General features: G+C 58.6%; 23 protein-coding genes. 19 read left to right on the forward strand and 4 right to left on the reverse strand.

Annotated elements, in window-relative coordinates; translation table 11 throughout:
* Window positions 1-74 precede the first annotated feature (74 nt).
* The 13 genes from KF767_10710 to KF767_10770 all read left to right on the forward strand — a co-directional run bounded on the left by KF767_10710 (window position 75) and on the right by KF767_10770 (window position 11,814).
* Window positions 75-1,568, forward strand: coding sequence for a glycosyltransferase family 9 protein (locus tag KF767_10710; GenBank protein ID MBX3018352.1), 1,494 nt, complete (start codon window positions 75-77; stop codon window positions 1,566-1,568).
* Window positions 1,565-2,212, forward strand: a complete 648-nt coding sequence (locus tag KF767_10715) for a hypothetical protein (protein ID MBX3018353.1) — start codon at window positions 1,565-1,567, stop codon at window positions 2,210-2,212. The genes KF767_10710 and KF767_10715 overlap by 4 nt, the downstream gene beginning before the upstream one ends.
* Window positions 2,154-4,217: a PAS domain-containing sensor histidine kinase gene (locus tag KF767_10720; GenBank protein MBX3018354.1), complete on the forward strand. Its 2,064-nt coding sequence runs from the start codon at window positions 2,154-2,156 to the stop codon at window positions 4,215-4,217. The genes KF767_10715 and KF767_10720 overlap by 59 nt, the downstream gene beginning before the upstream one ends.
* A complete protein-coding gene (locus tag KF767_10725; GenBank protein ID MBX3018355.1) occupies window positions 4,214-4,588 on the forward strand; it encodes a response regulator in 375 nt (124 codons plus the stop codon). The genes KF767_10720 and KF767_10725 overlap by 4 nt, the downstream gene beginning before the upstream one ends.
* Window positions 4,585-4,938, forward strand: a complete 354-nt coding sequence (locus KF767_10730; protein MBX3018356.1) for a hypothetical protein — start codon at window positions 4,585-4,587, stop codon at window positions 4,936-4,938. The genes KF767_10725 and KF767_10730 overlap by 4 nt, the downstream gene beginning before the upstream one ends.
* On the forward strand, window positions 4,935-5,525 hold the full coding sequence (gene rsmD / locus KF767_10735) for a 16S rRNA (guanine(966)-N(2))-methyltransferase RsmD (protein MBX3018357.1): 591 nt from the start codon (window positions 4,935-4,937) through the stop codon (window positions 5,523-5,525). The genes KF767_10730 and rsmD overlap by 4 nt, the downstream gene beginning before the upstream one ends.
* Before the next feature lie 9 nt (window positions 5,526-5,534).
* Window positions 5,535-6,053 (forward strand): pantetheine-phosphate adenylyltransferase, encoded by a 519-nt coding sequence (gene coaD / locus KF767_10740; GenBank protein MBX3018358.1) that lies wholly within the window; start codon window positions 5,535-5,537, stop codon window positions 6,051-6,053.
* Window positions 6,050-7,249: a pyridoxal phosphate-dependent aminotransferase gene (locus tag KF767_10745; GenBank protein MBX3018359.1), complete on the forward strand. Its 1,200-nt coding sequence runs from the start codon at window positions 6,050-6,052 to the stop codon at window positions 7,247-7,249. Before coaD ends, KF767_10745 begins: the two co-directional genes overlap by 4 nt.
* Window positions 7,250-7,329: 80 nt before the next feature.
* Window positions 7,330-8,397: a hypothetical protein gene (locus tag KF767_10750; GenBank protein ID MBX3018360.1), complete on the forward strand. Its 1,068-nt coding sequence runs from the start codon at window positions 7,330-7,332 to the stop codon at window positions 8,395-8,397.
* The gene (locus KF767_10755) at window positions 8,394-8,681 is read left to right on the forward strand and encodes a hypothetical protein (GenBank protein ID MBX3018361.1); all 288 of its coding nucleotides are present in this window, start codon (window positions 8,394-8,396) and stop codon (window positions 8,679-8,681) included. Before KF767_10750 ends, KF767_10755 begins: the two co-directional genes overlap by 4 nt.
* Window positions 8,682-8,817: 136 nt before the next feature.
* Entirely contained in the window at window positions 8,818-9,786 is a 969-nt protein-coding gene (locus KF767_10760; protein ID MBX3018362.1) for a DUF2802 domain-containing protein, read from the forward strand.
* A gap of 19 nt (window positions 9,787-9,805) precedes the next feature.
* Window positions 9,806-10,045, forward strand: a complete 240-nt coding sequence (locus KF767_10765; GenBank protein MBX3018363.1) for a hypothetical protein — start codon at window positions 9,806-9,808, stop codon at window positions 10,043-10,045.
* 47 nt (window positions 10,046-10,092) lie between these two features.
* Window positions 10,093-11,814: an alpha-glucosidase gene (locus tag KF767_10770; protein ID MBX3018364.1), complete on the forward strand. Its 1,722-nt coding sequence runs from the start codon at window positions 10,093-10,095 to the stop codon at window positions 11,812-11,814.
* A gap of 23 nt (window positions 11,815-11,837) precedes the next feature.
* On the opposite strand, the gene KF767_10775 is transcribed toward KF767_10770, so the two are convergent.
* The 3 genes from KF767_10775 to KF767_10785 form a co-directional block, all read right to left on the reverse strand.
* Entirely contained in the window at window positions 11,838-13,100 is a 1,263-nt protein-coding gene (locus tag KF767_10775; GenBank protein MBX3018365.1) for a trypsin-like serine protease, read from the reverse strand.
* Between the two features lie 49 nt (window positions 13,101-13,149).
* A complete protein-coding gene (locus tag KF767_10780; protein MBX3018366.1) occupies window positions 13,150-13,611 on the reverse strand; it encodes a hypothetical protein in 462 nt (153 codons plus the stop codon).
* A gap of 134 nt (window positions 13,612-13,745) precedes the next feature.
* The gene (locus KF767_10785) at window positions 13,746-16,841 is read right to left on the reverse strand and encodes a PD40 domain-containing protein (GenBank protein ID MBX3018367.1); all 3,096 of its coding nucleotides are present in this window, start codon (window positions 16,839-16,841) and stop codon (window positions 13,746-13,748) included.
* 80 nt (window positions 16,842-16,921) lie between these two features.
* On the opposite strand from KF767_10785, the gene KF767_10790 reads away from it, so the two are divergent.
* The 6 genes from KF767_10790 (at window position 16,922) to smpB (ending at window position 20,797) form a co-directional block, all read left to right on the forward strand.
* Window positions 16,922-17,467: an OmpA family protein gene (locus KF767_10790; GenBank protein MBX3018368.1), complete on the forward strand. Its 546-nt coding sequence runs from the start codon at window positions 16,922-16,924 to the stop codon at window positions 17,465-17,467.
* Window positions 17,468-17,580: 113 nt separating this feature from the next.
* Entirely contained in the window at window positions 17,581-17,844 is a 264-nt protein-coding gene (locus tag KF767_10795) for a DUF4398 domain-containing protein (GenBank protein MBX3018369.1), read from the forward strand.
* A complete protein-coding gene (locus KF767_10800) occupies window positions 17,828-18,496 on the forward strand; it encodes a tetratricopeptide repeat protein (protein ID MBX3018370.1) in 669 nt (222 codons plus the stop codon). Before KF767_10795 ends, KF767_10800 begins: the two co-directional genes overlap by 17 nt.
* A complete protein-coding gene (gene tsaD, locus KF767_10805) occupies window positions 18,496-19,530 on the forward strand; it encodes a tRNA (adenosine(37)-N6)-threonylcarbamoyltransferase complex transferase subunit TsaD (protein MBX3018371.1) in 1,035 nt (344 codons plus the stop codon). Before KF767_10800 ends, tsaD begins: the two co-directional genes overlap by 1 nt.
* Entirely contained in the window at window positions 19,527-20,351 is an 825-nt protein-coding gene (gene rsmA / locus KF767_10810; GenBank protein ID MBX3018372.1) for a ribosomal RNA small subunit methyltransferase A, read from the forward strand. The genes tsaD and rsmA overlap by 4 nt, the downstream gene beginning before the upstream one ends.
* Window positions 20,348-20,797 (forward strand): SsrA-binding protein SmpB, encoded by a 450-nt coding sequence (gene smpB / locus KF767_10815; protein MBX3018373.1) that lies wholly within the window; start codon window positions 20,348-20,350, stop codon window positions 20,795-20,797. Before rsmA ends, smpB begins: the two co-directional genes overlap by 4 nt.
* Here the strand turns inward: smpB and KF767_10820 are convergent.
* Window positions 20,748-21,437, reverse strand: coding sequence for a hypothetical protein (locus tag KF767_10820; GenBank protein MBX3018374.1), 690 nt, complete (start codon window positions 21,435-21,437; stop codon window positions 20,748-20,750). The two genes, smpB and KF767_10820, sit on opposite strands and share 50 nt — an antisense overlap.
* Window positions 21,438-21,560 lie beyond the last annotated feature (123 nt).

The following is a 21,560-nucleotide window of genomic DNA, read 5'->3' on the forward strand; positions in this document are numbered from 1 at the left end:
AAAAACCCAAGGCTATACGCGTGAAACCGCGAAGGTCCGTATTTTAACTGAACTCGTACGTGAACAGGTGCCGCATGAAAATACTCGCGATACAACTCGCCAGACTCGGTGATATCTATCAAAGCTGGCCGGGCCTGCGTGCGCTGAAGCGAATGCTTCCGGACGCCGAGATTCACGTCTTGGCGCGTCCGCGTTTCATGGGCGCCTTCGAAGGTTTGGATGCCGTTTCGAAGGTGAAGGTCTTTCCGTCGCAAGACATTCTATCCGCTTACGGAGCGGGGGATGTCGCCGCCACGGCTGCCGAAGGACAGATTCTGACCCCGCGCGATCAGCTCGCGGTCGCGAAAATTGAAAACGTCGTGCGCGATCTGGAAGACGAAAGCTACGACTGGATCATCAACTTGTCCTTTTCGCCGTTGTCGGCGGATCTGACGTCGTTGCTCAGCGGACCGGACACGAAGGTGTCGGGTTACACGCGTTTTGACGACGGGTATCTCAATCTACCCGATGCGATGAGCGCGTATTTCTTCGCGCAGGTTGGTCATGACCGTGGCAATCGCTTTCATCTGTGCGAGATCTTCGGCACGCTTTGCGAAGTCGATTTGACGCCCGCGGATTGGCGCGCCCCGGTTCTGCCGGCGGTCCGCACGGAGCTGCCCGGTGAGTATATCGCCGTGCACGTCGGAGGATCCGAGTCGCACAAATCGATCTCGGTTTCGAAATGGATTTCGATTCTGCGGCACTTGCGCGGTTTGCAGCCGTTCAAGTTCGTTTTGATCGGCGGTCAAGAAGACGCCGACAAAGGCCTGCAGCTGCAATCTGTCGCGCCTGACGGCGAGGTGCTGAATCTGGCGGGGCAGCTGTCGCTGCTCGAGACCATGTCGGTGATCGCGAACGCGAAGTGTTTGATTGGTCCCGATAGCGCGCCCATCCACATGGCGTCGTTGACGGGAACGCCGACGCTGAATCTGAGTGTCGGTCAGGTCAATCACTACGAAACCGGTCCCCGCGCGGCGGGCTCGGTCGTGCTGAAAGCGGCTTCCGAGGATGAGCTGATGTCGAACGTGATCGGGGACCGCTTCATCGAAATGGTGCACGGTCTGCGGTATCCGTTGGGAACGATCGAAGTGAAGCCGGGAACGCCCAGCTACACGGGTTCGACCACGCGCGAGGCGAATTTCGTCTGGGACTTCATGCAGGCGATCTACATGGGAACCCAGTTCCCCGCCGTGGAAGAATTGATCTTCCTGGAAGGGATCAAGCAGCTGGCGGACGTGAATTCGTTCATGCTCGAGCAGCTGGAAGGCGTCCGCACGGTTGAGGATTTGCAAAACCGCAACGCGCTTTTGCAGCGTGGTGAGGAAGTGATCGAGACCATCGCGAAATTGGTGCCGGCATTGGCGCCCCTCGTGCGTTGGTACCAAACCGAGAAGGTTCGGGTCGGTCCGCAGCCCTTGGATCGCGTGCTGAGTCGAAATATCGAGATCCAGCGCCTGCTTCAAGGCGTGATCGAGATTTACAAACCGGGTGGGGCTCCGGCCACGCAGCCCGAAAAGGATGCCTTATGATTACGTTGAGATTTTCCCAAGAGCAACTGCACTCACAGTATCCGGGTTGTCAGACGTTATCTGAGCTGTTCCGCGCGGTCGAAAAGACCGCTGAACACGATGGGCGGGTGGTTTGTCAGTTCCGGATCAACGGCGTCAACTTCACCGAAGCCGATGAGAAGAAACTCGAACCTCTCAGCATGCGCGAGGTGAACCTCGTCGAAGTCTTGGTCGATACTCCAGAAAATCTGCTGAATTCCGTCATCGGGAACTGGATCGAGGAACTTCCGCGTATGGTCATCCAAAGCGACGGTATTTCGACGGCGCTGCGCGAGGACGGCTTCAACGTCCAGTATACGCCCATCGTGCGTTTGATCGACGCGTGCCAGTTTCTGACCGAAAGTTTGGTGTCGATCAAAAGCTTCCCGAACCTCAAGGGCGTTCTGGACGAAGACGATTGGGAGAAGAGCACCGCGCAGATGCAAAAAGCCATCAGCGAGACGCTCACCGCCTTCGAAAAGAAGGATTCCAACTGGGTGGCCGACGTGATTGAATATGACCTGGCGAACTGTCTGCAGCAATGGCAGGACGTTCTGAAGGGTCTGCATGGAAAGCTCAGCTCAGGCGGCCACTTTTCGGCCTCTGGTCCTGCGGTTCTCCCGTAAGGGAACCGCCGGGATCGTTCGTACATCGGCCACGAAGGCGGCTGAAGCGCGCACGTCATCCGGGCTCGGCTTCGATTGGGCCGAGCTCGTTACGCAGGACTCCGAAGTCATTTCTCAATACTTACGCGCGGGGCAAGTGGCGGTTTTGGTCGTCGACCAAGATCTGGACCCGCAATTGGCGCACCTGACGGAATGGGTCGGCGCATCCCCGGGTAGCATTCGCATTTTGATTTCCGAACATGCCGATCTGCATTTGATCCGCCAAGCGATCAACCGGGGACGCATCTACCGAATCGCGCAGTCGCACGACGAAGTGGATGAGCTCGTCGAGGCGGGCCTGCGCGAATTCCACCGCGAGATTCAGCGGGTGGAGCTGGTGCGCGAGTCCGCGCGCCAGAACCGTGAACTCGAAGAACTCACGCTGAGCCTGGAATCACGGGTCGAAGAACGGACGCAAAACATCCTCGTCTCGAAAGAGCAGGAAGAGGACAAACTCAATCGCATCCGGCGCCTGGTGAAATTCATCAAGCAGATGACCCAAATCAGCTCGATCGAAGAGCTGCTTTCGGTGATTCGCAATGATTTGCGCGGCTTTCACCACGTCGTTTCGCCGATCTTGATTTTCCCGGTGGGCGTCGACGAACACAACGTCGTCTATTTTTCCAAGACGCAGATTCAACTGCGCACCCTCGGCGCGGGTTTCCGCGCGGTGAAGTCGGGACAGCAAAGTTTGGGCGGCGAGGACGACACGCTGCCGGGCCTGCTGGCGAACGTGCTCGTTCGTCCCGTCGCGAAGCTTCTGCGGCTCGAGATCGAATTGCAGAACCGCCCGGCCCTTTTGGTCGTCGAGCACACGGGGAACGCGCGTGAGCTGAAGGCGCTCGAGAATCATTTGATCGAACGCCGCAAACCCTTCGGGATGAGCCTGGACCGTCTGCTCCTCGAGATGGAGAACAACTTCAGCTCGTACCGTTGGGAAAAAACCTTCGATAACTTGAAGAGTCCCATCTCGATCATCGATCGGCAGATGTCGGTGTTGCGCTCGAACCGGCAATTCAACGCCGGGGCGGGCGCGGTCGCGAACGGCCCCACGGAGCATCGCCGCGGCTCTTGCCACCGCATCTTCGCGGGGCGCGAGGCCTTGTGCGAGGGCTGTCCGGTGCCGCAAGTGATGGAAACGGGGTTGACCCAAACCGGAGTGGTGCAGGCGGGCGGTCAGGCCTTCGAAGTCCACTCGTATCCGATTCATTTGCAGCACGGTGGACCGATCACCAACATCGTGAACATCTACGTCGACATCACGCCCCAGCGCGAGCTGCAGCGGCGGCTCTTGCAAAACGAGAAGATGAGCGCGATCGGCTTACTTGCCGGCAATATCGCGCACGAGCTGAACAATCCCCTGACGGGGTTGCGGTCGCTCGCGCAGGTGCTCGCGCTGCAAGTCGAGCCGGAAGGGACGATGGCGCAGGATTTGAAAGAAATCGAAAAGGCCTCGGCGCGCTGTCAGACGATCATCCGCAATCTTTTGGATTTCACGACTCCGGGCGCCCAGCCGCTGCAGACGACCACCATGGATGCCATCGTCGAAAAGACTTTGCCGTTCTTGAAGTCGATGCTGCGCAATCACCGCTTGGACCTGCAGCTTCACGCCGAAAAAGCGAACATCGAGGTCGAACCCAACCTGATCCAGCAGGTCGTTTTCAATCTGATCAACAATGCTTGCCAGGCGATGAAGAAAAGCGGCACGTTGGGGCTTGAGACCCGCGTGCAGGACGGCGAGATCGTGTTGACCGTCAGCGATACGGGCGGGGGCATTCCGCCGGAAGTGCAATCGCGAATCTTCGAGCCCTTCTTCACGACGAAATCCGAAGGGCACGGGACGGGATTGGGACTGAGTCTTTCGAAAGAGATCGTGGAAAAATTCGGTGGCCGCATCGGCTTTGAAACCGAGCCGGGGACGGGGACGCGTTTCTTCGTCCGGCTTCCCGTGAAAGGACGAGCATGACCCGGGCGTTGATCATCGACGATGAACCCTTGGTGCGGCGTTCGCTTGAGCGCGTATTGCAGGTGTCGGGCTTCGAGGTTCAGCAGGCGGCCGATGGGCTGACCGGGCTGCAGATGTGGCTCGATCAGAAACCCGACGTGGTGCTGCTCGACGTGCTGATGCCGGGTCTGTCCGGACCCCAGGTGCTGGAAAAAGTCCCCAGCGAGGTGAAGGCCAACTGCAAAATCATGATGATGTCGGCGTTCACCGGCGAATTCTCCCAGACGAAGGCCCATGAACTGGGCGCGCACTTGTTCGTGGCGAAACCTTTCGATGATATCTTTGAGGTCGTGAAGAAGGTGAAGACCTTGTTAGGCCAGGAGAATTCATGAGTGCCGTCTACCCCATCGCCGCGTCCATACTGACTCCGGCGAGCCCGACGCCCGTACGGGGCGAAATCTTGAAGCTGACCAATCTCGGGTTTTTGGTTCAAGTGGCCACCCCCCAGAACTGGCAGACGGGGGACCGGATGCAGGTGCAGTTCGAGCTGCCCGGGGTGGCGCGCGATTACGACGAGCCCGTTAAAGTCATCAGGGCCTACCTGAAGTGGGTTCAAGGCCCCTCTGAGAAGCTGAAAGTGCAAATCTTTGAAATGCACTTTTTGAGTTTGGCCGCCTCGAAAAAGTTGGTTATTGATCAGTTCGTCGCCGCTCACAAATCCAGCGCCGACGAATCTGGATGAGAATCATTTCTGGTAAGTATCGGGGTCACGCCCTGGTTTCATTTTCCGCCTCGCATATCCGCCCGACCACCGATCGCGTGAAAGAGAGCCTTTTCAACATCTGGCAGAACCAGATGGAGGGCGCGCGCGTTTTGGATCTCTTTTCGGGAACGGGGAACTTGGGCCTGGAAGCGCTTTCGCGGGGCGCCGCCAGCGTGCAGTTCGTGGACGCGCATCCGAAGTCGATCCAGATCCTGCGGCAGAACGTCGAAAAGCTGAAGCTGACCGAAGACCACCGCATCATGACGGCGGACGTCTTTCATTTTTTGAAGCGTTACAAAGACGAGCCCTTCGATTTGATCTTCATCGACCCTCCGTTCACCGAAGCCATCGCCGACAAGGTCATGGGGGCGGTGGCCCGCAGTTCGAGTTTTCACTCTAACACCCTGATCGCGATTGAATCGGGGCGGCGAGAGAAGATCGGCGAAGACTACAAGACCCTCATTCGTTATGATCATCGTGAATTCGGTGACAAGGTGCTGTCCCTGTTCCGCGCGAAGGACGTTGCGGAAACGGACGCCGTGCCGGATTCGGCTCCGACAGAGTAGGATGTGGTGATGGCGAAAAAAGTGAAAGCGACGGCGGCACGCACCGCGGTTTATCCGGGGAGCTTCGATCCGATCACCCTCGGCCACGTCGACATCATCGAACGGGTCGCGCGCACCTTCGATCGCGTGATCGTTTTGATCGCCCGCTCTCCGGATAAACAAAGCCTGTTCACTCCGGAAATCCGTAAGACCCTGATCGAAAAAAGTCTCGCGCATCTGGATAACGTCGAAGTCGACATCCACGAGGGACTGACGACCGACTACGCGAACCGGGTCGGCGCGATGGTGCTGGTGCGGGGATTGCGTGCGGTCGTGGATTTCGAATACGAAGTGTCCATGGCGAACATGAACGCGAAGCTCGCGCCCGATATCGAAACGCTGCTCGTGTTCGCGCGTCCCGAGTATTACTTTCTGTCCTCACGTTCGGTGAAAGAGGTCGCCCGTCACCAGGGGGAACTCAGCGGTCTGGTGCCGTCACCGGTGCAGGACGCTCTCTTGAAAATCTTTAAAAAAGGAAAAAAGAAATGATCTCGAATCGCGCGAAGCTTTTGAAGCCGTCTCCGACTCTGGCCATGGCGAATCGCGCCCGTGAGCTTCAGGCCACGGGGAAAGACGTGATCTCGTTGACCGTCGGTGAGCCCGACTGGCCGACGCTCCCGTCGGCGGTGAAGGCGGGCATCCAGGCGATCGAGACGGGCTTCACCAAATACACGGCGGCGTCGGGTACGCCCGAGCTGCGTAAAGCGCTGCGCCCCTGGATTCAGGAAGAGACCGGCATTGATTACCCCGAAGCGCAGATCGCGGTCGGCAGCGGCGCGAAGTTCGTGATCGCGGCGGCGTTGCAGATGCTCGTCGATCCGGATGATGAAGTGTTGATCCCGAGCCCCTACTGGGTGTCCTACCCCGTCATGGCGGAACTCGCGGGTGGCGTGCCTCGCACCATCGAGTGCGGCGAGGCCGACGGCTTCAAGCTGACTCCCGAGCGTCTGCGCAACTCGGTGACGCCGAAATCGAAAGTCCTGATCCTGTGTTCGCCCTCGAATCCCACCGGCATCGCCTACAGCGAAGCCGAGTTGAAGGCACTGGCCTCGGTGTTGAAAGAGTTCCCGCAGCTCGTGGTCATCTCGGATGACATCTACAATCGCCTGATGCTCGACGGCACGGCGATCGCGCCGCATCTGTTGAAGGTCGCGCCCGAACTGCAAGACCGCACGCTGGTCGTGAACGGCGCTTCGAAGGCGTTCTCGATGACGGGCTGGCGGATCGGTTGGGTCGCGGGGCCGGCGGCGGTTCTGAAACCCTTGGCGGATTTCTTCTCGCAAACGACTTCGAATCCCACGAGCATCTCGCAGAAGGCGGCTTTGGCGGCGATCCTGAACGGTCGCGGCGAAATCGCCGCGTCGGTGGTGGAGCTGCGCAAACGCTACGACTCGGGCGCGAAAGCGCTGGCGGGCGTTCCCGGTCTGAAGGTCGTCCCCGCGCAGGGCGCGTTCTACTTCTGGGTGGACGTGCGCGGCTGGTTCGGCAAAACGACCGCGAACGGTAAGAGTCTGAAAGGCTCGAAGGACGTGGCGGAAGCGCTGCTGGACGAGTCTTTGATCGCGACCGTCCCGGGCGCCGAGTTCGGCACCGAGGGCTTCCTGCGCCTGAGCTTCGCCATCGAAGAAAAGCGCATGACCGAGGCGGCGGCGCGCATGAAGGCTTTCGCGGGTTCGCTTAAATAACAGGCATCTCACTCCGTTTTCATTGCCTGGAATCTGGCGTCAGGGCTTGATTGTCCCGCGTGCCGTGAGAGGTTCCGGGCATGAAAAACACCCACTTGTTCACGAAAACCATGATCGTTCTGGCGGGTTTGACTCTCGCCGCTTGTGCCTCGCAACCCCATACTCCCGAGAAGCTCGCGACCGAGCCCGCCGCGGACTCGCGTGAGGTCGGAATCAAAGCGCTGAACCGTATGGCCGGTTGCTACATCGTCGACTACAGCTACACCGAGACCGAAGCGCTGAAGAAGGGCTACCAAGTCGACAAACGCGTCTACGACGTGAACCGCGACAAAGCGGTCAAAGAGTGGATCTATCCCGAAGAAGTGACGCCGAACCGTCTGCGCCTGCAGCACGTGATGTTCTTCACCGATAAGACCGGCAAGATGGTTGCGGGCTCGGAGCTGAAGCACCATGCGGAAGACTGGGAGTACACGGCTCCGTATTGGTATGACTTCACCGCGCCGAACACTTGGGCCGTGAAGCCTATCGACGCGAACGGGAAGACCTGGCTCCGTCGCATCACCAATCTGGATGACGGTCTTCGCTATCAGTGTGCGGCCCAGTGGACCGGCGGCGCGAATCCCGAGTGGAAGTGCGACAACTACGCGCCGATCCCCGGCCGGGAAACTCGCGACATGAAACGTAAGGACTACCAGACGCTGGATCGTTCGACTCGCGTGATCGTGTACGGCGACAGCTGGCTCGAGCGCCAAGACAACGTGAAGACCCTGCACGATGCGAAAGGCCGCGCGCCGCTCGCGAAAGAACTCGGTAAAAACTGGTACGTCCGCGTGCCCGATCACGAGTGCTCGGAAATCCGCGCGTGGATGGCGCCCCGTCAGGCGTTCTGGACTCTGCTCCGCGAAACTTGGGATCAAGAGCTGAACGGCCAAGCCGGCGTTCAAGAGGCGATCCCCGCTGGACAACCGCCGCGCTTCATGAAAATGGGCGAGATCGAAGACAAGTACTACAAAGAGAACCTGAAGAATCCCGAGACACGTGAAAAAGTCCGCGCGGAAATGCTTCAAGTGATCGCGAATTACAAAAAGGCTTCGGTTGATGCGGCCGCGGCGACCGCGACCTCCAATAAACCGAGCGTGAAAAAATGATCGCGCGTTCGCTCGCGGCGCTGTCCGTCGTCTGGTTCGCGGGGGTTTCGGCCTTCGCGCACGGGACCGTGACTTCGCAAATGAAAGTCGCGACCCAAAAGGTCGTCGAGATCTTCGACGTCGCCCACAAAGACGACGCCGACAAGGTCACCCAAATCACCGTCGAAAAGAAAGGCGAGGAGCAGTTCCTCGTCGTCGTGAAGCTTCCGCTGAAGTCCTACCAGTACGACTGCGGACTCGATATCCCCACGCCCAAGAAGTGGGGCTGCGCCGAAAAGCGCTAGCCGCGCATTGGGCCGGTACACCCTCGACCTTCGGCTCGGGAACTCCTTTCCCGGGCGAAGGTCCGAATCTCCTCGCCTCCCTGACTTCAGCCAAGTTCCCCTGATAAACTGATCCCATGCAGGGGGTGAGTTCAGGATGAGCTCCGGATCGGTCTTACAAATCCTAGCCAATTTGATTTTCATCGCCGGCTTCATCGTCGTGTGGATCCGCCTGAATAAACCCGCGAAAGACGATCCGCGTTTGAGTCGCGGTCTGCAGCTCTTGCAATCGAAGATCGCGATCCTTGAAGACCTGAGCGACCAAGTGGAGCGCCAAGTGCAACAGGTCGCCCAGCTCATGGAAGTGAAGGGCAAAGACCTGCAAGCGCAGATCGCCCGCGCCGACGATGAAATGCGCCGGATCGAAACCGCGACCGCGCGTTCCCTTGAAGTTGCGCGCATCTTCCAGGATCGCATCCCGCACGAAGAGATTATCGATCGTAAAGCGACGCTGAAGTACATCAAGGCCGCGCGCCTAGCGAACCAAGGCGTCTCGATCGACGAAATCTCCGAACAGGTGGACCTGTCCCGTGGCGAGCTCGAAATCATCGCGAAGGTGAACCGCGAGCAGCTGCAGTTCTCGACCGAGGATCTGCCGGAGTGGGCGCTGCGCGAACTGGATCTCGGGGCCGATGTCGCGCCGGCGGAGCAGACGCCGCGTATGGAAGGCCTCGAAAAAGTCGCGGCCGTACCGGTGCACGAAACTTTGGTCGAATCCCAGCCCCTGATGCGCATTCAAGATCGCACCGTCGAACCTCTGTCGGATCTGGGCAAACGTTTCCGCGAGGCCTTCGATGCCGGTCAGGTTCCGACCGAGGCCGGTCGTCTGGTCGGAGCGTCGGCCGAGGGCGGTCGCCTGATGGGCGGCGAAGGAGCGGTGACCGAGCTGGTGCGCGCGGGCGGCATCGTCGCCGACAAAGCGAAGGCGTCGGCTTCGGCGGCCGTGTACCCCAAGACCTCGCGCGAAACCGCGACCGCGAAAGTCGACCGTATCGCCGAGCAAGCGGCGGACAAACTTTTCGGCCCCGTCGTGAAGAAAGTCGTGTTTCCGAAAATCGACCTCTGAGACCCGCGTGGGAGGGGACATGTCCGCACAAGCCGAGCGCAAACGCCGTTGGGTCCGTGACGAAATGTTACGCGCCCGCGTGGTCGAAATCCCCAGCCCCGGCAATCTGATCGTCGACATCGAAGGCTTCCTGTTCCGCGTCGCCAATCGCAGCGTCGCGCAACCCTCGGTCGGCGACGTCTTGCGCCTGCAGGTGCAGGCGATCGAACCCCTCGAGCTGAAAATCGTGGGCGGCGCGGGCTTCGCGCGCCTGGCCTAGAGCTCGCGCTCGCTTGACCTTTCGCGCGGCCTCCCGGAAAACAGGGCATGAATCCCACTCCTGATCCCGTTGCTTCTTCGTCCGTCACGCTTCCGCAAGTTTCCGAAAAATGGTGGAAGGAAGCGGTCGCCTACCAGATTTATCCACGCAGCTTCAAAGACAGTAACGGCGACGGCGTCGGGGACTTGGCCGGCATCACGTCCAAACTCGACGAGCTGAAGTACCTGGGCGTGAACGTCTTGTGGCTTTGCCCGATGTACAAGTCGCCCCAGGACGACAACGGCTACGATATTTCCGACTACCAGGAGATCCACGACGAGTTCGGTACGATGAAGGACTTTGACGAGCTCATGCAGGCCGCGCACGCGCGTGGCATGAAGGTGCTCATCGATCTGGTGATCAATCACACCTCGGACGAGCATCCTTGGTTCGTCGAGTCGCGCTCGTCGAAGGACAATCCCAAACGGGATTGGTACATCTGGCGCGATCCCAAAAACGGCGCGGAACCGAACAACTGGGAAAGCATCTTCGGCGGTCCCGCTTGGGAGTTCGACGCGAAGACCGGGCAGTACTTCATGCACCTGTTCTCGACGAAGCAACCCGATCTCAACTGGGAAAACCACGACATGCGCCGCGAGGTCTACCGCATGATCAACTGGTGGCTCGACCGCGGGATCGACGGCTTCCGCATCGATGCCATCACGCACACCCGCAAGAAGCCGGGCTTTCCCGACATGCCGAATCCGCAGGGGCTGAAGTTCGTGCCGTCCTACGACGGACACATGAACCAGGACGGCATCCTGGATTACATCGAGGATTTGAGCGCGAACACCTTCCGCAAGTACGACATCATGACCGTCGGCGAAGCGAATGGCGTGACCATCGCGACCGCCGATCAGTGGGTGGGCGAAAAGGCGAACCGCTTCAATATGCTTTTCCAATTCGAACATCTGGGGCTTTGGAGCCCGAACCCCGAAAGCCGCATCGATCTGCCGAAAGTGAAGGACGTTTTCACGCGCTGGCAGAAGGGTCTCGAGGGACGGGGCTGGAACGCGCTCTATCTGGAAAATCACGATATCCCGCGCATCGTCTCGAAATGGGGGGACGCCGAGAAGTTCTGGAAAGAGAGCTCGACCTGCCTGGCGAATCTGTATTTCCTGATGCAGGGAACGCCCTTCATCTACCAGGGCCAAGAGATCGGCATGACGAATACGGTCTTCGCGGGGCGCGACGACTTCAACGACGTTCGCGATCGTAACAGCTTCGAGGCGAACCGGGCCAAGGGCATCTCGGACGAGGTCACCACCCGTGAGCTTGCGGCGGGATCGCGCGACAACTCACGGACCCCCATGCAGTGGGACGATTCGGAAAACGCCGGGTTCGGGAGCGGGCGTCCGTGGCTCAAGGTGAATCCCAACTACCGTCAGATCAATTGGAAGTCCCAGAAGGGCGTCGCGGGATCGGTGCTTGAGCATTACCGCAAGCTCATCGAGCTGCGCCGCTCGGATCGGTTGTGGGTCTACGGCGCCTACGACATCGTCGCGAAAGAGCATCCGCAGGTGTATGCCTACACGCGGACTCTCGGCATCAAGAAGGGGCTCGTGATCTGTAACGTCAGCGGCCGCGAGGCGACACTCGAGCTACCGGGTTTGATGCTGAAACACGATCATCTGCGACTCGCGAACGGGGAGGTCCCCGCCCACGGCGACACCTCGACGCTCACACTGAAGCCGTTCGAGTCGCGGGTGTATAGTTTGGCGAACGTGTAGGCGTTCGACGTCTTGGCGAACGCTTAAAGCTCTTTGGGCGGCGTGCAGGGACGGAAGTGCAGGCGCTTGCGTTTGGCGTGGCGGCCCCACTCGTACCAGTCGAAGGTGACGTATTTGCCGGGCTTGATCTGATCGAAACTCCAGCGCACGTCGATGGTGGTTTCGGTTTCGGTGGTCGTCGTTTTGAAGCGGTAGTGCTCATCGAGTTCGGTCAGGACTTCCGGCAGTTTGATCTTCATTACCGAGCGCTGGCGTTTCGCGCCGACGTTCATCATCGAGCCCCAGCGCGCGCAGGACGGCGTGATCTCGAAGCTCTGCCGGATTTTGAGTTCGTCCTCTTTCGCGGGACCACGGTGGTCGATGATGTTCACGTTGAACGGCACGAAACTTTTGTCGGCCATCTCTTTGAGGCGCGCCATGGCCAGTTTTTCGGCGGCGGCCCACGCGGGTTCCGCGGATTGATCCAGTAATTTTTTGCGCATGTCCTCGCGGAACTTTTCGCTCAAAGAGATTTTGCACGAGGGATCGTAACCCTTGTTGAAGCCCAGAAAGCCCGTATCTAGACAGCTGAAGTTCGTGCCGTGGCCCGAGGTGCCTTCCACTTTATCCTCGACTTCCTTGCGGACCGAGTTCGGCGCCATGATGACCGAAAGGTTCGAAACGATGCCGATCGCCTTGCCCTCGGGGTTCAGCATGGGTGAACCCGAGTTCCCGCGCTCGATCGGGCAGCCCTGAAAGTGAATGATGGGGCTTTGGTTGTTCTGGAAGTAGGGGTTGATGACCGAGTTCTGGACGGCGGTGCACTGCACGCGGCGGATCTTGCCGCCGCCCTTCGCGTCGGGGTCCATCTTCACGATGCTGAATTTGACGTTGTCGTCGAGCCCGGTCTGCGCCAGGTCCGCGACTTCGCGCTCGACGGGTTTCGCGAGCCGCAGGATCGCGATGTCGAGGGGGATGAATTCGTCGCCGAATTTATCCGAGATCTGCACGATCTCGTCACAGTCGCGAGATTCTTTTTTGTATTTGTCGGTTTCGGGGAAGTGGAAGGTGATCTTCCCTTTGCAACTGACCTTCGCGTGGGTCGTATCGTCGGGCATGCAGTGGCGGTTGGTGGCGATGATGTCGGGCTTCAAAAGGAAGCTCGAGCAGTTGCCGCCTTCATGATTTTTGAGGTGCGCGAACCAGCCGGGGCAATCGGCTTTGTCTGCGCAGACGGCGACGTTCTGCGCCTGCGCGAAAGTGGGAACGCCGAAAAGGGCCGCCAGGGCGAGGATTGCGGAAAACACGACGACCTAGTTTCGCACGCGGGTCCCGCGCGCGAAAGGCCAGTCTAGATTACTTCGAACTTTCGCGGATGAAGAGCGTGATATGGTAACGCACGAGCGCCGCCATGTTCACGGGCTGCTCGTTGAAGGTCCACACGAGCTCTTGGAACGCGCCTTTACGGGCTTGGACCAGATGCTCTTCCATCGCGACGGTATTGGTGTTCGTCGCGGAGGGGATCGTCTGCGGAATGTAGCTCGGCCCCATGAAGTTGAAGCGGATGGACACCGCGCCGGCCTCTTTGATCGTGAAGATCATTTTGAAACCGTTGCGGAACAACATGAAGTCGGCTTGGGTCTTCGCGATACCGTAGATCTTGATGCGACCCAGGGGCGACGTCTTCATGTCGTTGAAGGCGGTCGCGGCTTCGATGATCTGCTGTTTGATCTCGGTCATGAAGCGCAAAGTTTCGCGCATGAGGGCCGGTTCGCTATCGAGTCCCAGCGACAGATCGACCATTCCGGACTCTTCCATCTGATCTTCGGCACGCACCAGATCTTTGATCCAGAAGAATTTGTCGGTCAGTTTTTCCATGGGCCTCCCCCTCACCTTTCAGTTTTGGGGGAGGGGGACGCCTTGTCAACTTTGATGCGCCGTTCGGGGCGCCTTTAGAGAATGAGGAAGCCGCCCATACGGGGAACGGACTCGGTATAGGGATTGGCAAAGGGCATATAGATGCCAAATCCGAACTGAATCGGGAAGTGGTAGCCGACGTTGACGTCAAAACGGGTTTCAAAGCCCGCGCTCCAGTAGCCCGTCCCTTCCGAACGGCGGTAGGTCATCGGGGTCGATTTTTCGTCATAAATCAGCCCGTCGACGAAGGTTCCGTCGGCGACGATCGCCCCATGCCAGCGGTGCGCATAGAAGGGATATCCATCGAACCCCTTGTCCAATCGACCGAAGGGCAGGCGATATTCGGCGTTGATGCCCAGAATATTCCGTCCCATGAGGCTTCCGCTTGAAAAACCGCGATTCAGATATTGGGGGATCAGCGAATTTGAGGTCGTTTGATTGGCGACGCTTTGATCCATGGTGCTGACATTCCAAGGCTCGTCGCTGGTCCGCGCTTGGCCTTTCAGCATCAGCACATGACGCTTCGGCAACCATCTCGAGAAGTAGTAGGCACCCGAAGCTTCGGCCACATGGACGATGCGATTCAGGTCTTTCAACTTGCCGGGCACGTAGCTCAGAGAACCGACCCAACCCGACTCCGGCGAAATCTGATCGCCGTACTGAAAGGCATTTCGGTAGGTGGTGGCGAATCGAGCGTAGGTGCGTTCGATGTTTTGTCCGAAACGTTCATTTCCACCCTGTCCTCCGCCGAAACCGACGGTCCAATAAGGGCTTTGGTTTTCCATCGTCCAGTAGCTGACGAAGGATGTGGAATAGACGCGTGAGTACTGACCGCGCGTCGCCATTTGCAGGGACTGGTCGTAAGAGGTGATCGAAATGACGGGGTAGAAGCTTTGGTTTGTATAGCTCGCCAGATAACTTCCGCGTTGAATCGCCGAGTCGTACTGAGCTGACAAACTGTAAATGTGTTTTCCCAAGGGATCCGAGCCTTGGGTCAGCGCCGAAACGTAAACTCCGAGATCGTCCCACGCCACGAAGGGCAGCCAGAAGCGCGGCCACAGATAGCCCCAAGGGCTGTAGTCTTCCGACTGCGACGCCAAAGAGACGCCGGTGGGCTCCGTGACGGTCACGTGGGTCGCCTCGCCGGATTGATTGTCGATCTTGTGCGCTTCCTTGAGGGCTTCACCGGCCCCGAGTTTGGCGGGGGCGGCGACGGCATCGCCCTCGACGCCGACCGCTTTGCCGCTGGAGAAGGGCAGGGTGTAGGGCGCGTAACGATCGCCCCAGAAGTTGCCGACGACGGGAAGTGCCGCGGGCAAGGTTTGCGCTTCGGCTTCCGTCACGGTTTTGAGTTGATAAGCTTCCTCGGTGATTTCGGTGTAGTAGTAACGATCCAGCCAGCGGTCGTAAGTCGACCCCAAAATGTGGGAAACGACGTGCGTGACCGGGCGACCGTTTTTGAAGTCTCGGTCGGTGCGGTAAAGGTTGCGCACGCCGTTCTGTGAAGACGTGAACAGGACGCGGTCGCCAAGGACGGTCAGGAATTGCGGATCTTTCCACTCATCCAAGACTTTTTCGCTGACGCCGGTGTCGATATTCAGCTTGAGGACTTGTTCGCGTCCCTCGCTACGAAGCGAGAAAAGCAGTGTCGAGGTGTCGAGCCAGACGGGGAAGCTCACGCGCCCTTGCGGGGGCGCCTCGAAGACGCGTTTGATTTCTTTCGTGTCCACGTTGAAGACCGAAAGATCGGTGCGGCCGGGAACGATCTGGGTGAACGCGATTTTCGAACCATCCGGAGCGTAGGCGGGTTCGCGTGCGCGCGCATCTTTCGTCAGCTGTTCGGCTTTGCCGCGGACCAGATCGAAACTCCAGATGTCGGACACTTCACGGTAGCGATTCTTGAGGAGGACCTGGTCGAAGATGAATGAATTCGAACTCGGATGCCAGCTAATGCGGGTGATGTTTCCGCCGGGAGGCGCGTCGGGACCATGATCGCCGCCGTGATCGTCCCCGTCGGGCCCGTGTTGCAAAGATCCGCGCGGAATCGGCGAACCCGAGGGCATCGACTGATCGAAAGCCTTTCCGAAAATCGCGACACGTTGAGAGGGCTCGAATAGGACCGAGGTCTGCGGGCGCACCAAGACTTGGACGCTCCGGCGAAGCGACGCGTTCTTCGCGACATAAGCCAGTTTCAAGCCGTCGGGACTGATCGCGGGCGAGAGGCTCTCGCGCATTTCGGAGTCGACCTTCACTCCCGGCGAAAGCGGCGTCGCCGCAAGGGTCGCGACTTCCGCTTTCGCGGCGTCGACCATTTTCTTTTTTGTCTCTTCAAAGAGCTGAACCATGTTACGGCCGCCGAAGACGGGTTCAAACGCGCCGTCCAGAAGCCACGGCACGCGGCCGCCGGTGTTGTTGTGCAGATCGCGAACGGTGTGGTCGCCGTAAGAGTTGATCCAGTCGCTCCACATCAGACTTCCGTACAGATATGGACGCGAACCGTAGGGCCAAGTCGTGATATCGAATTCGTTGATTTCGGCTTGGCGAACTTCGTCGAGTTTTCCCGCCGCGCCGAGGGAACGCAGGATTCCCGCCTGCATCTTCGAACGCAGGCGACCACCTTTTGAGAAACGGGTTTCGTGATCGACCGCCGCGCCTTCGAGGGACCAGCGGGGAAGCAGGGCGTTCGGCGTCATGATCGAACCGAACAGGTAGGACAGTCCCCAAACCACGCCGCGGCGTTGATTCATCTCCAGGGTGTGTGTGTATTCATGAACGCTGATCTCCCACGCCCAGTCGTGGTACTCGCCGATGGAGTCCTGCGGACCCGGGACGACCGGGAAGATCATGATCAGATTGTAAGGGAGGAAAGTGGCGTAACCATTCGTCAGATCCGTGCGGTCGTTCAGGACGAACACGGTCTTGGGGGGAATTGTGACCCAGTGGGCCTTGTAGATCGGGGTCAACGCCTTCAGACGTTCGGCGTAGATCTCGGCCAATTGCTGATTCTCTGCATCATAAATCAGGTCGAAATGCCCGAGATGCAGCGTCCGCCAGCTTTTGTACGGATTCACTTGGGCCGAGGCCGCGAAGGCGATCCATCCCGTGAAGAGAAATGTGAGTGCGGCCTTCATCAACGTATTTTGATTTTTCATTCGAGTGGCCATTGCAGCATGGCCCCAAATATTTGACAACACGGGAGGGTTTAAGAATGATGTCACTTCCAACGGAGGTTTCAACAGTGCGAGTACAATCTTTGATCGTGAAGTCGGTTCTGGCAGCGGGTTTGGTTTTGGCTTTGGGTGCGTGCGGATCTAAAAAAACCACAACGGACGCCGCAGCAGGTGACGGCGGCTCGGGCTCGCCTTCCATTGAAAACACCCCCATGACTTTCGCCGCTGAAGGCAGCGACAGCGGTAAAATCGACGGTCTGCAAACCATCAACTTCGATTACGACAAAGCCGCATTGTCCGCGGACGCGCGTTCGAAGATCCAAGGCAACGCCGAGTGGCTCAAAGCCCGCGCGAACGTCGGTCTGCAAATCGAAGGTCACTGCGACAATCGCGGTTCGATCGAATACAACCTTTCGTTGGGTGAGCGCCGCGCACAAGCCGTGAAGAACTACATGGTCAGCCTGGGTGTTGCGGGCGATCGTTTGAGCGTCATCAGCTACGGTAAAGAGAAGCCGCTGGCTCAAGGCGATAGCGAGTCGGACATGGCGAAAAACCGCCGTGCGAACTTCCTGCCCTTGAATCGGTAATGGTTCAGAAAAGTCTTCGTTCTAGTTGTCGGCCCGCGGGGCCGCTTCATTTCGGCGGCGCCCTGAGACTTGTGCTCAGTGGCGCTTTTCTCGTTCTGGGCTCCTTTTTGAGCGTGGGCTGTTCCACGATTCCCGCTCCGGTCCAGGACTATGCTCTGGCACGCGCGGCCCTCGAGGCTTGTAAAGCCGTGGAAGCTGCGCGATACTCTCAAGGTTACTATCACCGTGGTCTTGAGAATTACGCCCGCGCCGAGGTTTTGTACCGTGAACGCGAGTATCAAGAGGCCCGGGAACTTTTCGTCCGGGCGCGGCTGGATTTCGAGAAAGCCGAAAACTCGGCACAAGTGCAGAGGAAGAAAAGTGGGGAAGTTCTTTAAAGTCTTTCAAGTGGCGACGTTGGCGTTTCTTCTGACCGGCTTGACCGGTTGTTTGGTCACCCGCAACGAAGCCCGCGAAGTCGAGCGTCGCAGCCAAGATCAAGTCACGACCATGCAAAAGGCCAACGCCGATCAGTCCAATCGCTTCAACGATGTGGATGCGGAAATGCGTTCGTTGAACGGTCGTATCGAGGTTTTGGAAAATCGCATGCAGCAGGTTCAAGCCCAGGCGTCCAGCCAGCAGGGGATGGATGCCGCACGTGGGGCCGAACTTGAACGTCGCGTGACGCTTTTGCAGGACGAGATCAAGCGCCTGAGCGATCTTTTGGACGCGACGGTGATGGAAGTCGGCGCACTGAAGGCGGGGGCGACGGCCGCCGTTCCCGAAGCGACCGGAAAAAAAGGGGCCTACGAAATCGCGGAAGAACTCTTCGGAAAAAAAGAGTGGCGCAAAGCCGTTCTCGCTTTCCAAAAGTTCCGTGATGAAAATCCGAAAAGTAAACGCTTCCCCAAGGCCACGCTGCGTATCGGGCAAGCTTTCCAGGAACTCGGGATGAAGGACGACGCGAAGACTTTCCTTGAGGAAGTCATCTCGAAGTATCCCAGCAGCGACGAGGCCAAGCAGGCCAAGACCTTGTTGAAAAAGAAGTAATGAGCCTCTATTTGGCGATTGAAACAAGTTGTGACGACACCTCGGTCGCCGTGGTGTCGCCGGATGGCCACGTCCGTCTGTGCCGCTCGCAAAGCCAAGACGCCAGCCATGCGATCTTCGGCGGGATCGTTCCCGAAATTGCCTCGCGCAATCACAGCCATTTCTTACTGCCGCTCATCGACAATGTCCTGCGCGATGCGGGAGCGAAGCCCGCGGATCTGTCGGGGATTGTCGTCACGAATCGTCCGGGATTGATCGGAAGTTTGATCGTGGGGGTCGTGACCGCGAAGTCCTTGGCCCTGGCATGGAATAAACCTTGGCTCGGCGTGAATCATTTGGAAGGTCATTTGCTCGCGCCGTTTCTGCGCGATGATTCCTATACGCCCGCTTTCGAGTTCGGCGAGCCTTACCTCGCGTTGACCGTGAGTGGGGGGCATTCCAGTCTTTACGATGTGGAAGGATTGGGACGCTACCATGTCTTGGGCGCGACGCTCGACGATGCCGCCGGCGAGGCCTACGACAAATTCGGCAAGATGTTGGGGCTCGGCTTTCCGGGCGGCGTGCAGGTTGATCGATTGGCGCAAGGCGGGGATCCCTCGAAGTACGCCTTCCCGCGGGGGCTGATGCATGAAGACACTTTGGACATGTCGTTTTCAGGTTTAAAAAGTGCGTCGCACCGATTGCTGTCCGCGATGGCGCCGGACGAGATGGAGCGCGAACGCGCGCATCTGTGCGCCGGCTTTCAACAGGCCGTGGTCGAAGTTCTTTTGCACAAGCTGGACAAGGCACGGAAAAAAACGGGACGTCGCCGCGTCGTCTTGACGGGTGGGGTGTCCGCGAACAGTGAGCTGCGTCGTCAGACCGAAGCGTGGGCGAAGCGCGTGAAGTGCGAGCTGGCGGTGCCGCCGCTGCGCTACTGTACGGACAACGCCGCGATGATCGGGCTGGTCGGCGCTTTGCGGATGGAGCGTGGCGAGCGCGCGACCATGAGCGACGGCCCCAGCCCGGCCTCGGCCACGGGAGATTTTCAATGAGTAAAGCGCGTGAACGTTTGAAAACCGTCCGGGAAGAACTCGGCATCCACGCGAAACGTTCGCTGGGTCAGAACTTTCTGGTTTCCGATCACGTGATCGAAAAAATCGTCAATGCGGGGGCCGGCTTTCAGCCGACCACGATCATCGAGGTCGGTCCGGGTTGCGGGGCGCTGACCTGGGAACTCAAAGAAGTCTGCGAACGACTGCAACTGATCGAGTTGGATCACGAACTGGCCGAATACTGGCGCGGCAAAAATTTCGACGTCATCGAAACCGACGCGCTCAAGTGGTCTTGGGATCTGGCGGAGTTTCCGGGGCGCAAAGTTTTCGTATCGAACCTTCCTTACCAGATTTCGTCGTCGATTTTGGTGGAGCGTTCGATCGACAAGGTTCCCTTGTCGGGCATGGTGCTGATGTTCCAGAAGGAAGTCGCGCAAAGAATCAAAGCGAAAGTCGGCGCCGAAGACTACGGTTTTCTGTCCGTGCTCGCGCAGACGTTCTGGGACGTGGAACTTCTGCTCGAGGCGGGGCCCCGCGATTTCGATCCCGCGCCACGGATCGCGAGCCGCGTTTTGACCTTCAATCCGCGCCAAGTACAGGTCGCGGATCGTCCAAAATATCTGAAATTTTTGAAGGCGTGCTTTCTGCACCCACGCAAAATCATGATCTCGAGCCTGATGGAAGGTTTGGGACGGCCCCGTGAAGAGTTGACCGCCGCCCTGGAAAAACGGGGTTTGGACCCCAAAATCCGGGCGGGCGAGCTGCGTTTGCAGCAATTCCTTGACCTGTACCGCGAGCTTGGGATGGAACAGAACTCGTGAGCGCGATCTGGATTGTCACCGAAAACCGCAAAGCCCGTTTTGACTACGAAATCACGCAGACTTTCGAGGCGGGATTGGTTTTGGTCGGCTCCGAAGTGAAGTCCATGCGGGATAAGCAGATGCAGCTGAAGGACAGCTACGTTTCGTTTCGCGGCTCGGAAGCTTACCTCCAGAACGCGCACATCGCCGTTTACAAATCGAGTTCGTACAACAATCACGAGCCCGAGCGTCTTCGTAAACTTCTTTTGAACCGTAGCGAGCTTGATAAAATCGACGCGGCCCTTCGCGAACGCGGACTTCAGTGCATTCCGCTGAAGGTCTATTTTAAAAAGGGGATCGCGAAGATTGAAATCGGAATCGCGCGCGGTAAAAAGCGCCACGACAAACGCGAGGCGATCAAGACGCGCGACGTGAACCGGGAGCTTCGGGCGGGACGGCGTGGATAGCGCGCTTCCACTCGTCGGGAAGTTCCGGGGACGGCGGTTTCAGATTCATCTGCTTGCGCTTCAGATCCATCAAAGAATGTAAGGCATTGAAGGCGTCCCGGTGTTCCGGCGGGATGTGGATCTTTTCCAGAAGCTTCAGCTCGGATTCGGCCTGGGCTTTCAAAGAACGATACAAATAGGAATAGGCCTCGGCCAGATCGCGGAAGTCGTCTTCCGAACGGATTTTGAAGTCGGGGGAACTCCAGTCACCGGTCGTGACCTTCCAGATGTGACGTTCCATCGAGATGAGCGGTCCAATGATGTTCGCGGTCATCTTCAGTCCCACCCAAGTGGTCACCACGATGAGCGAGGAGATCGAGAAAATGCTGAAGCCGATCAGCCACCACATTTCGCGGCGCAGGTGCTCCAACAGTTGGGGTTCGGCGACGCGGGCCAGACGGTTGAAGATGGCGTAGTTCTGATTCAGGAAGTACCAGCTGGGCGCCATGAAGAAGCTCAGCGAGACCAGCAGGAAAACCATCAGCGACAGCGTGTACTTCCATTGGAACTGAGAATTGACGACACGGAAAACCCGGTGCGCGGGTTTTTTGAAGAAGGGGCCTTCATGGCTTTTATCAAAGAGTCTTCGTCCGTAAATCATCTTCACGTTTTTTCGTCGATTTCCGTTTTTTCTTGAGACAGACTGAACCTATTCCCGACCTTGGGCGGGCGCTTAAAATGGCGCTCGCGGAAAACCGGACGGGTGGACGGGCGAACGTGGAGG

This window comes from Pseudobdellovibrionaceae bacterium (assembly GCA_019637875.1).
In the GTDB taxonomy this organism is placed as follows: domain Bacteria; phylum Bdellovibrionota; class Bdellovibrionia; order Bdellovibrionales; family Bdellovibrionaceae; genus JAHBUW01.

What these genes read in the sequence shown, in the direction of transcription:
- KF767_10710 (MBX3018352.1), top strand. Translation starts at nt 75, where the DNA reads ATGAAAATACTCGCGATACAACTCGCCAGACTCGGTGATATCTATCAA.
- KF767_10715 (MBX3018353.1), top strand. Translation starts at nt 1,565, where the DNA reads ATGATTACGTTGAGATTTTCCCAAGAGCAACTGCACTCACAGTATCCG.
- KF767_10720 (MBX3018354.1), top strand. Translation starts at nt 2,154, where the DNA reads ATGGAAAGCTCAGCTCAGGCGGCCACTTTTCGGCCTCTGGTCCTGCGG.
- KF767_10725 (MBX3018355.1), top strand. Translation starts at nt 4,214, where the DNA reads ATGACCCGGGCGTTGATCATCGACGATGAACCCTTGGTGCGGCGTTCG.
- KF767_10730 (MBX3018356.1), top strand. Translation starts at nt 4,585, where the DNA reads ATGAGTGCCGTCTACCCCATCGCCGCGTCCATACTGACTCCGGCGAGC.
- rsmD (MBX3018357.1), top strand. Translation starts at nt 4,935, where the DNA reads ATGAGAATCATTTCTGGTAAGTATCGGGGTCACGCCCTGGTTTCATTT.
- coaD (MBX3018358.1), top strand. Translation starts at nt 5,535, where the DNA reads ATGGCGAAAAAAGTGAAAGCGACGGCGGCACGCACCGCGGTTTATCCG.
- KF767_10745 (MBX3018359.1), top strand. Translation starts at nt 6,050, where the DNA reads ATGATCTCGAATCGCGCGAAGCTTTTGAAGCCGTCTCCGACTCTGGCC.
- KF767_10750 (MBX3018360.1), top strand. Translation starts at nt 7,330, where the DNA reads ATGAAAAACACCCACTTGTTCACGAAAACCATGATCGTTCTGGCGGGT.
- KF767_10755 (MBX3018361.1), top strand. Translation starts at nt 8,394, where the DNA reads ATGATCGCGCGTTCGCTCGCGGCGCTGTCCGTCGTCTGGTTCGCGGGG.
- KF767_10760 (MBX3018362.1), top strand. Translation starts at nt 8,818, where the DNA reads ATGAGCTCCGGATCGGTCTTACAAATCCTAGCCAATTTGATTTTCATC.
- KF767_10765 (MBX3018363.1), top strand. Translation starts at nt 9,806, where the DNA reads ATGTCCGCACAAGCCGAGCGCAAACGCCGTTGGGTCCGTGACGAAATG.
- KF767_10770 (MBX3018364.1), top strand. Translation starts at nt 10,093, where the DNA reads ATGAATCCCACTCCTGATCCCGTTGCTTCTTCGTCCGTCACGCTTCCG.
- KF767_10780 (MBX3018366.1), bottom strand. Translation starts at nt 13,611, where the DNA reads ATGGAAGAGTCCGGAATGGTCGATCTGTCGCTGGGACTCGATAGCGAA.
- KF767_10785 (MBX3018367.1), bottom strand. Translation starts at nt 16,841, where the DNA reads ATGAAGGCCGCACTCACATTTCTCTTCACGGGATGGATCGCCTTCGCG.
- KF767_10790 (MBX3018368.1), top strand. Translation starts at nt 16,922, where the DNA reads ATGTCACTTCCAACGGAGGTTTCAACAGTGCGAGTACAATCTTTGATC.
- tsaD (MBX3018371.1), top strand. Translation starts at nt 18,496, where the DNA reads ATGAGCCTCTATTTGGCGATTGAAACAAGTTGTGACGACACCTCGGTC.
- rsmA (MBX3018372.1), top strand. Translation starts at nt 19,527, where the DNA reads ATGAGTAAAGCGCGTGAACGTTTGAAAACCGTCCGGGAAGAACTCGGC.
- KF767_10820 (MBX3018374.1), bottom strand. Translation starts at nt 21,437, where the DNA reads ATGATTTACGGACGAAGACTCTTTGATAAAAGCCATGAAGGCCCCTTC.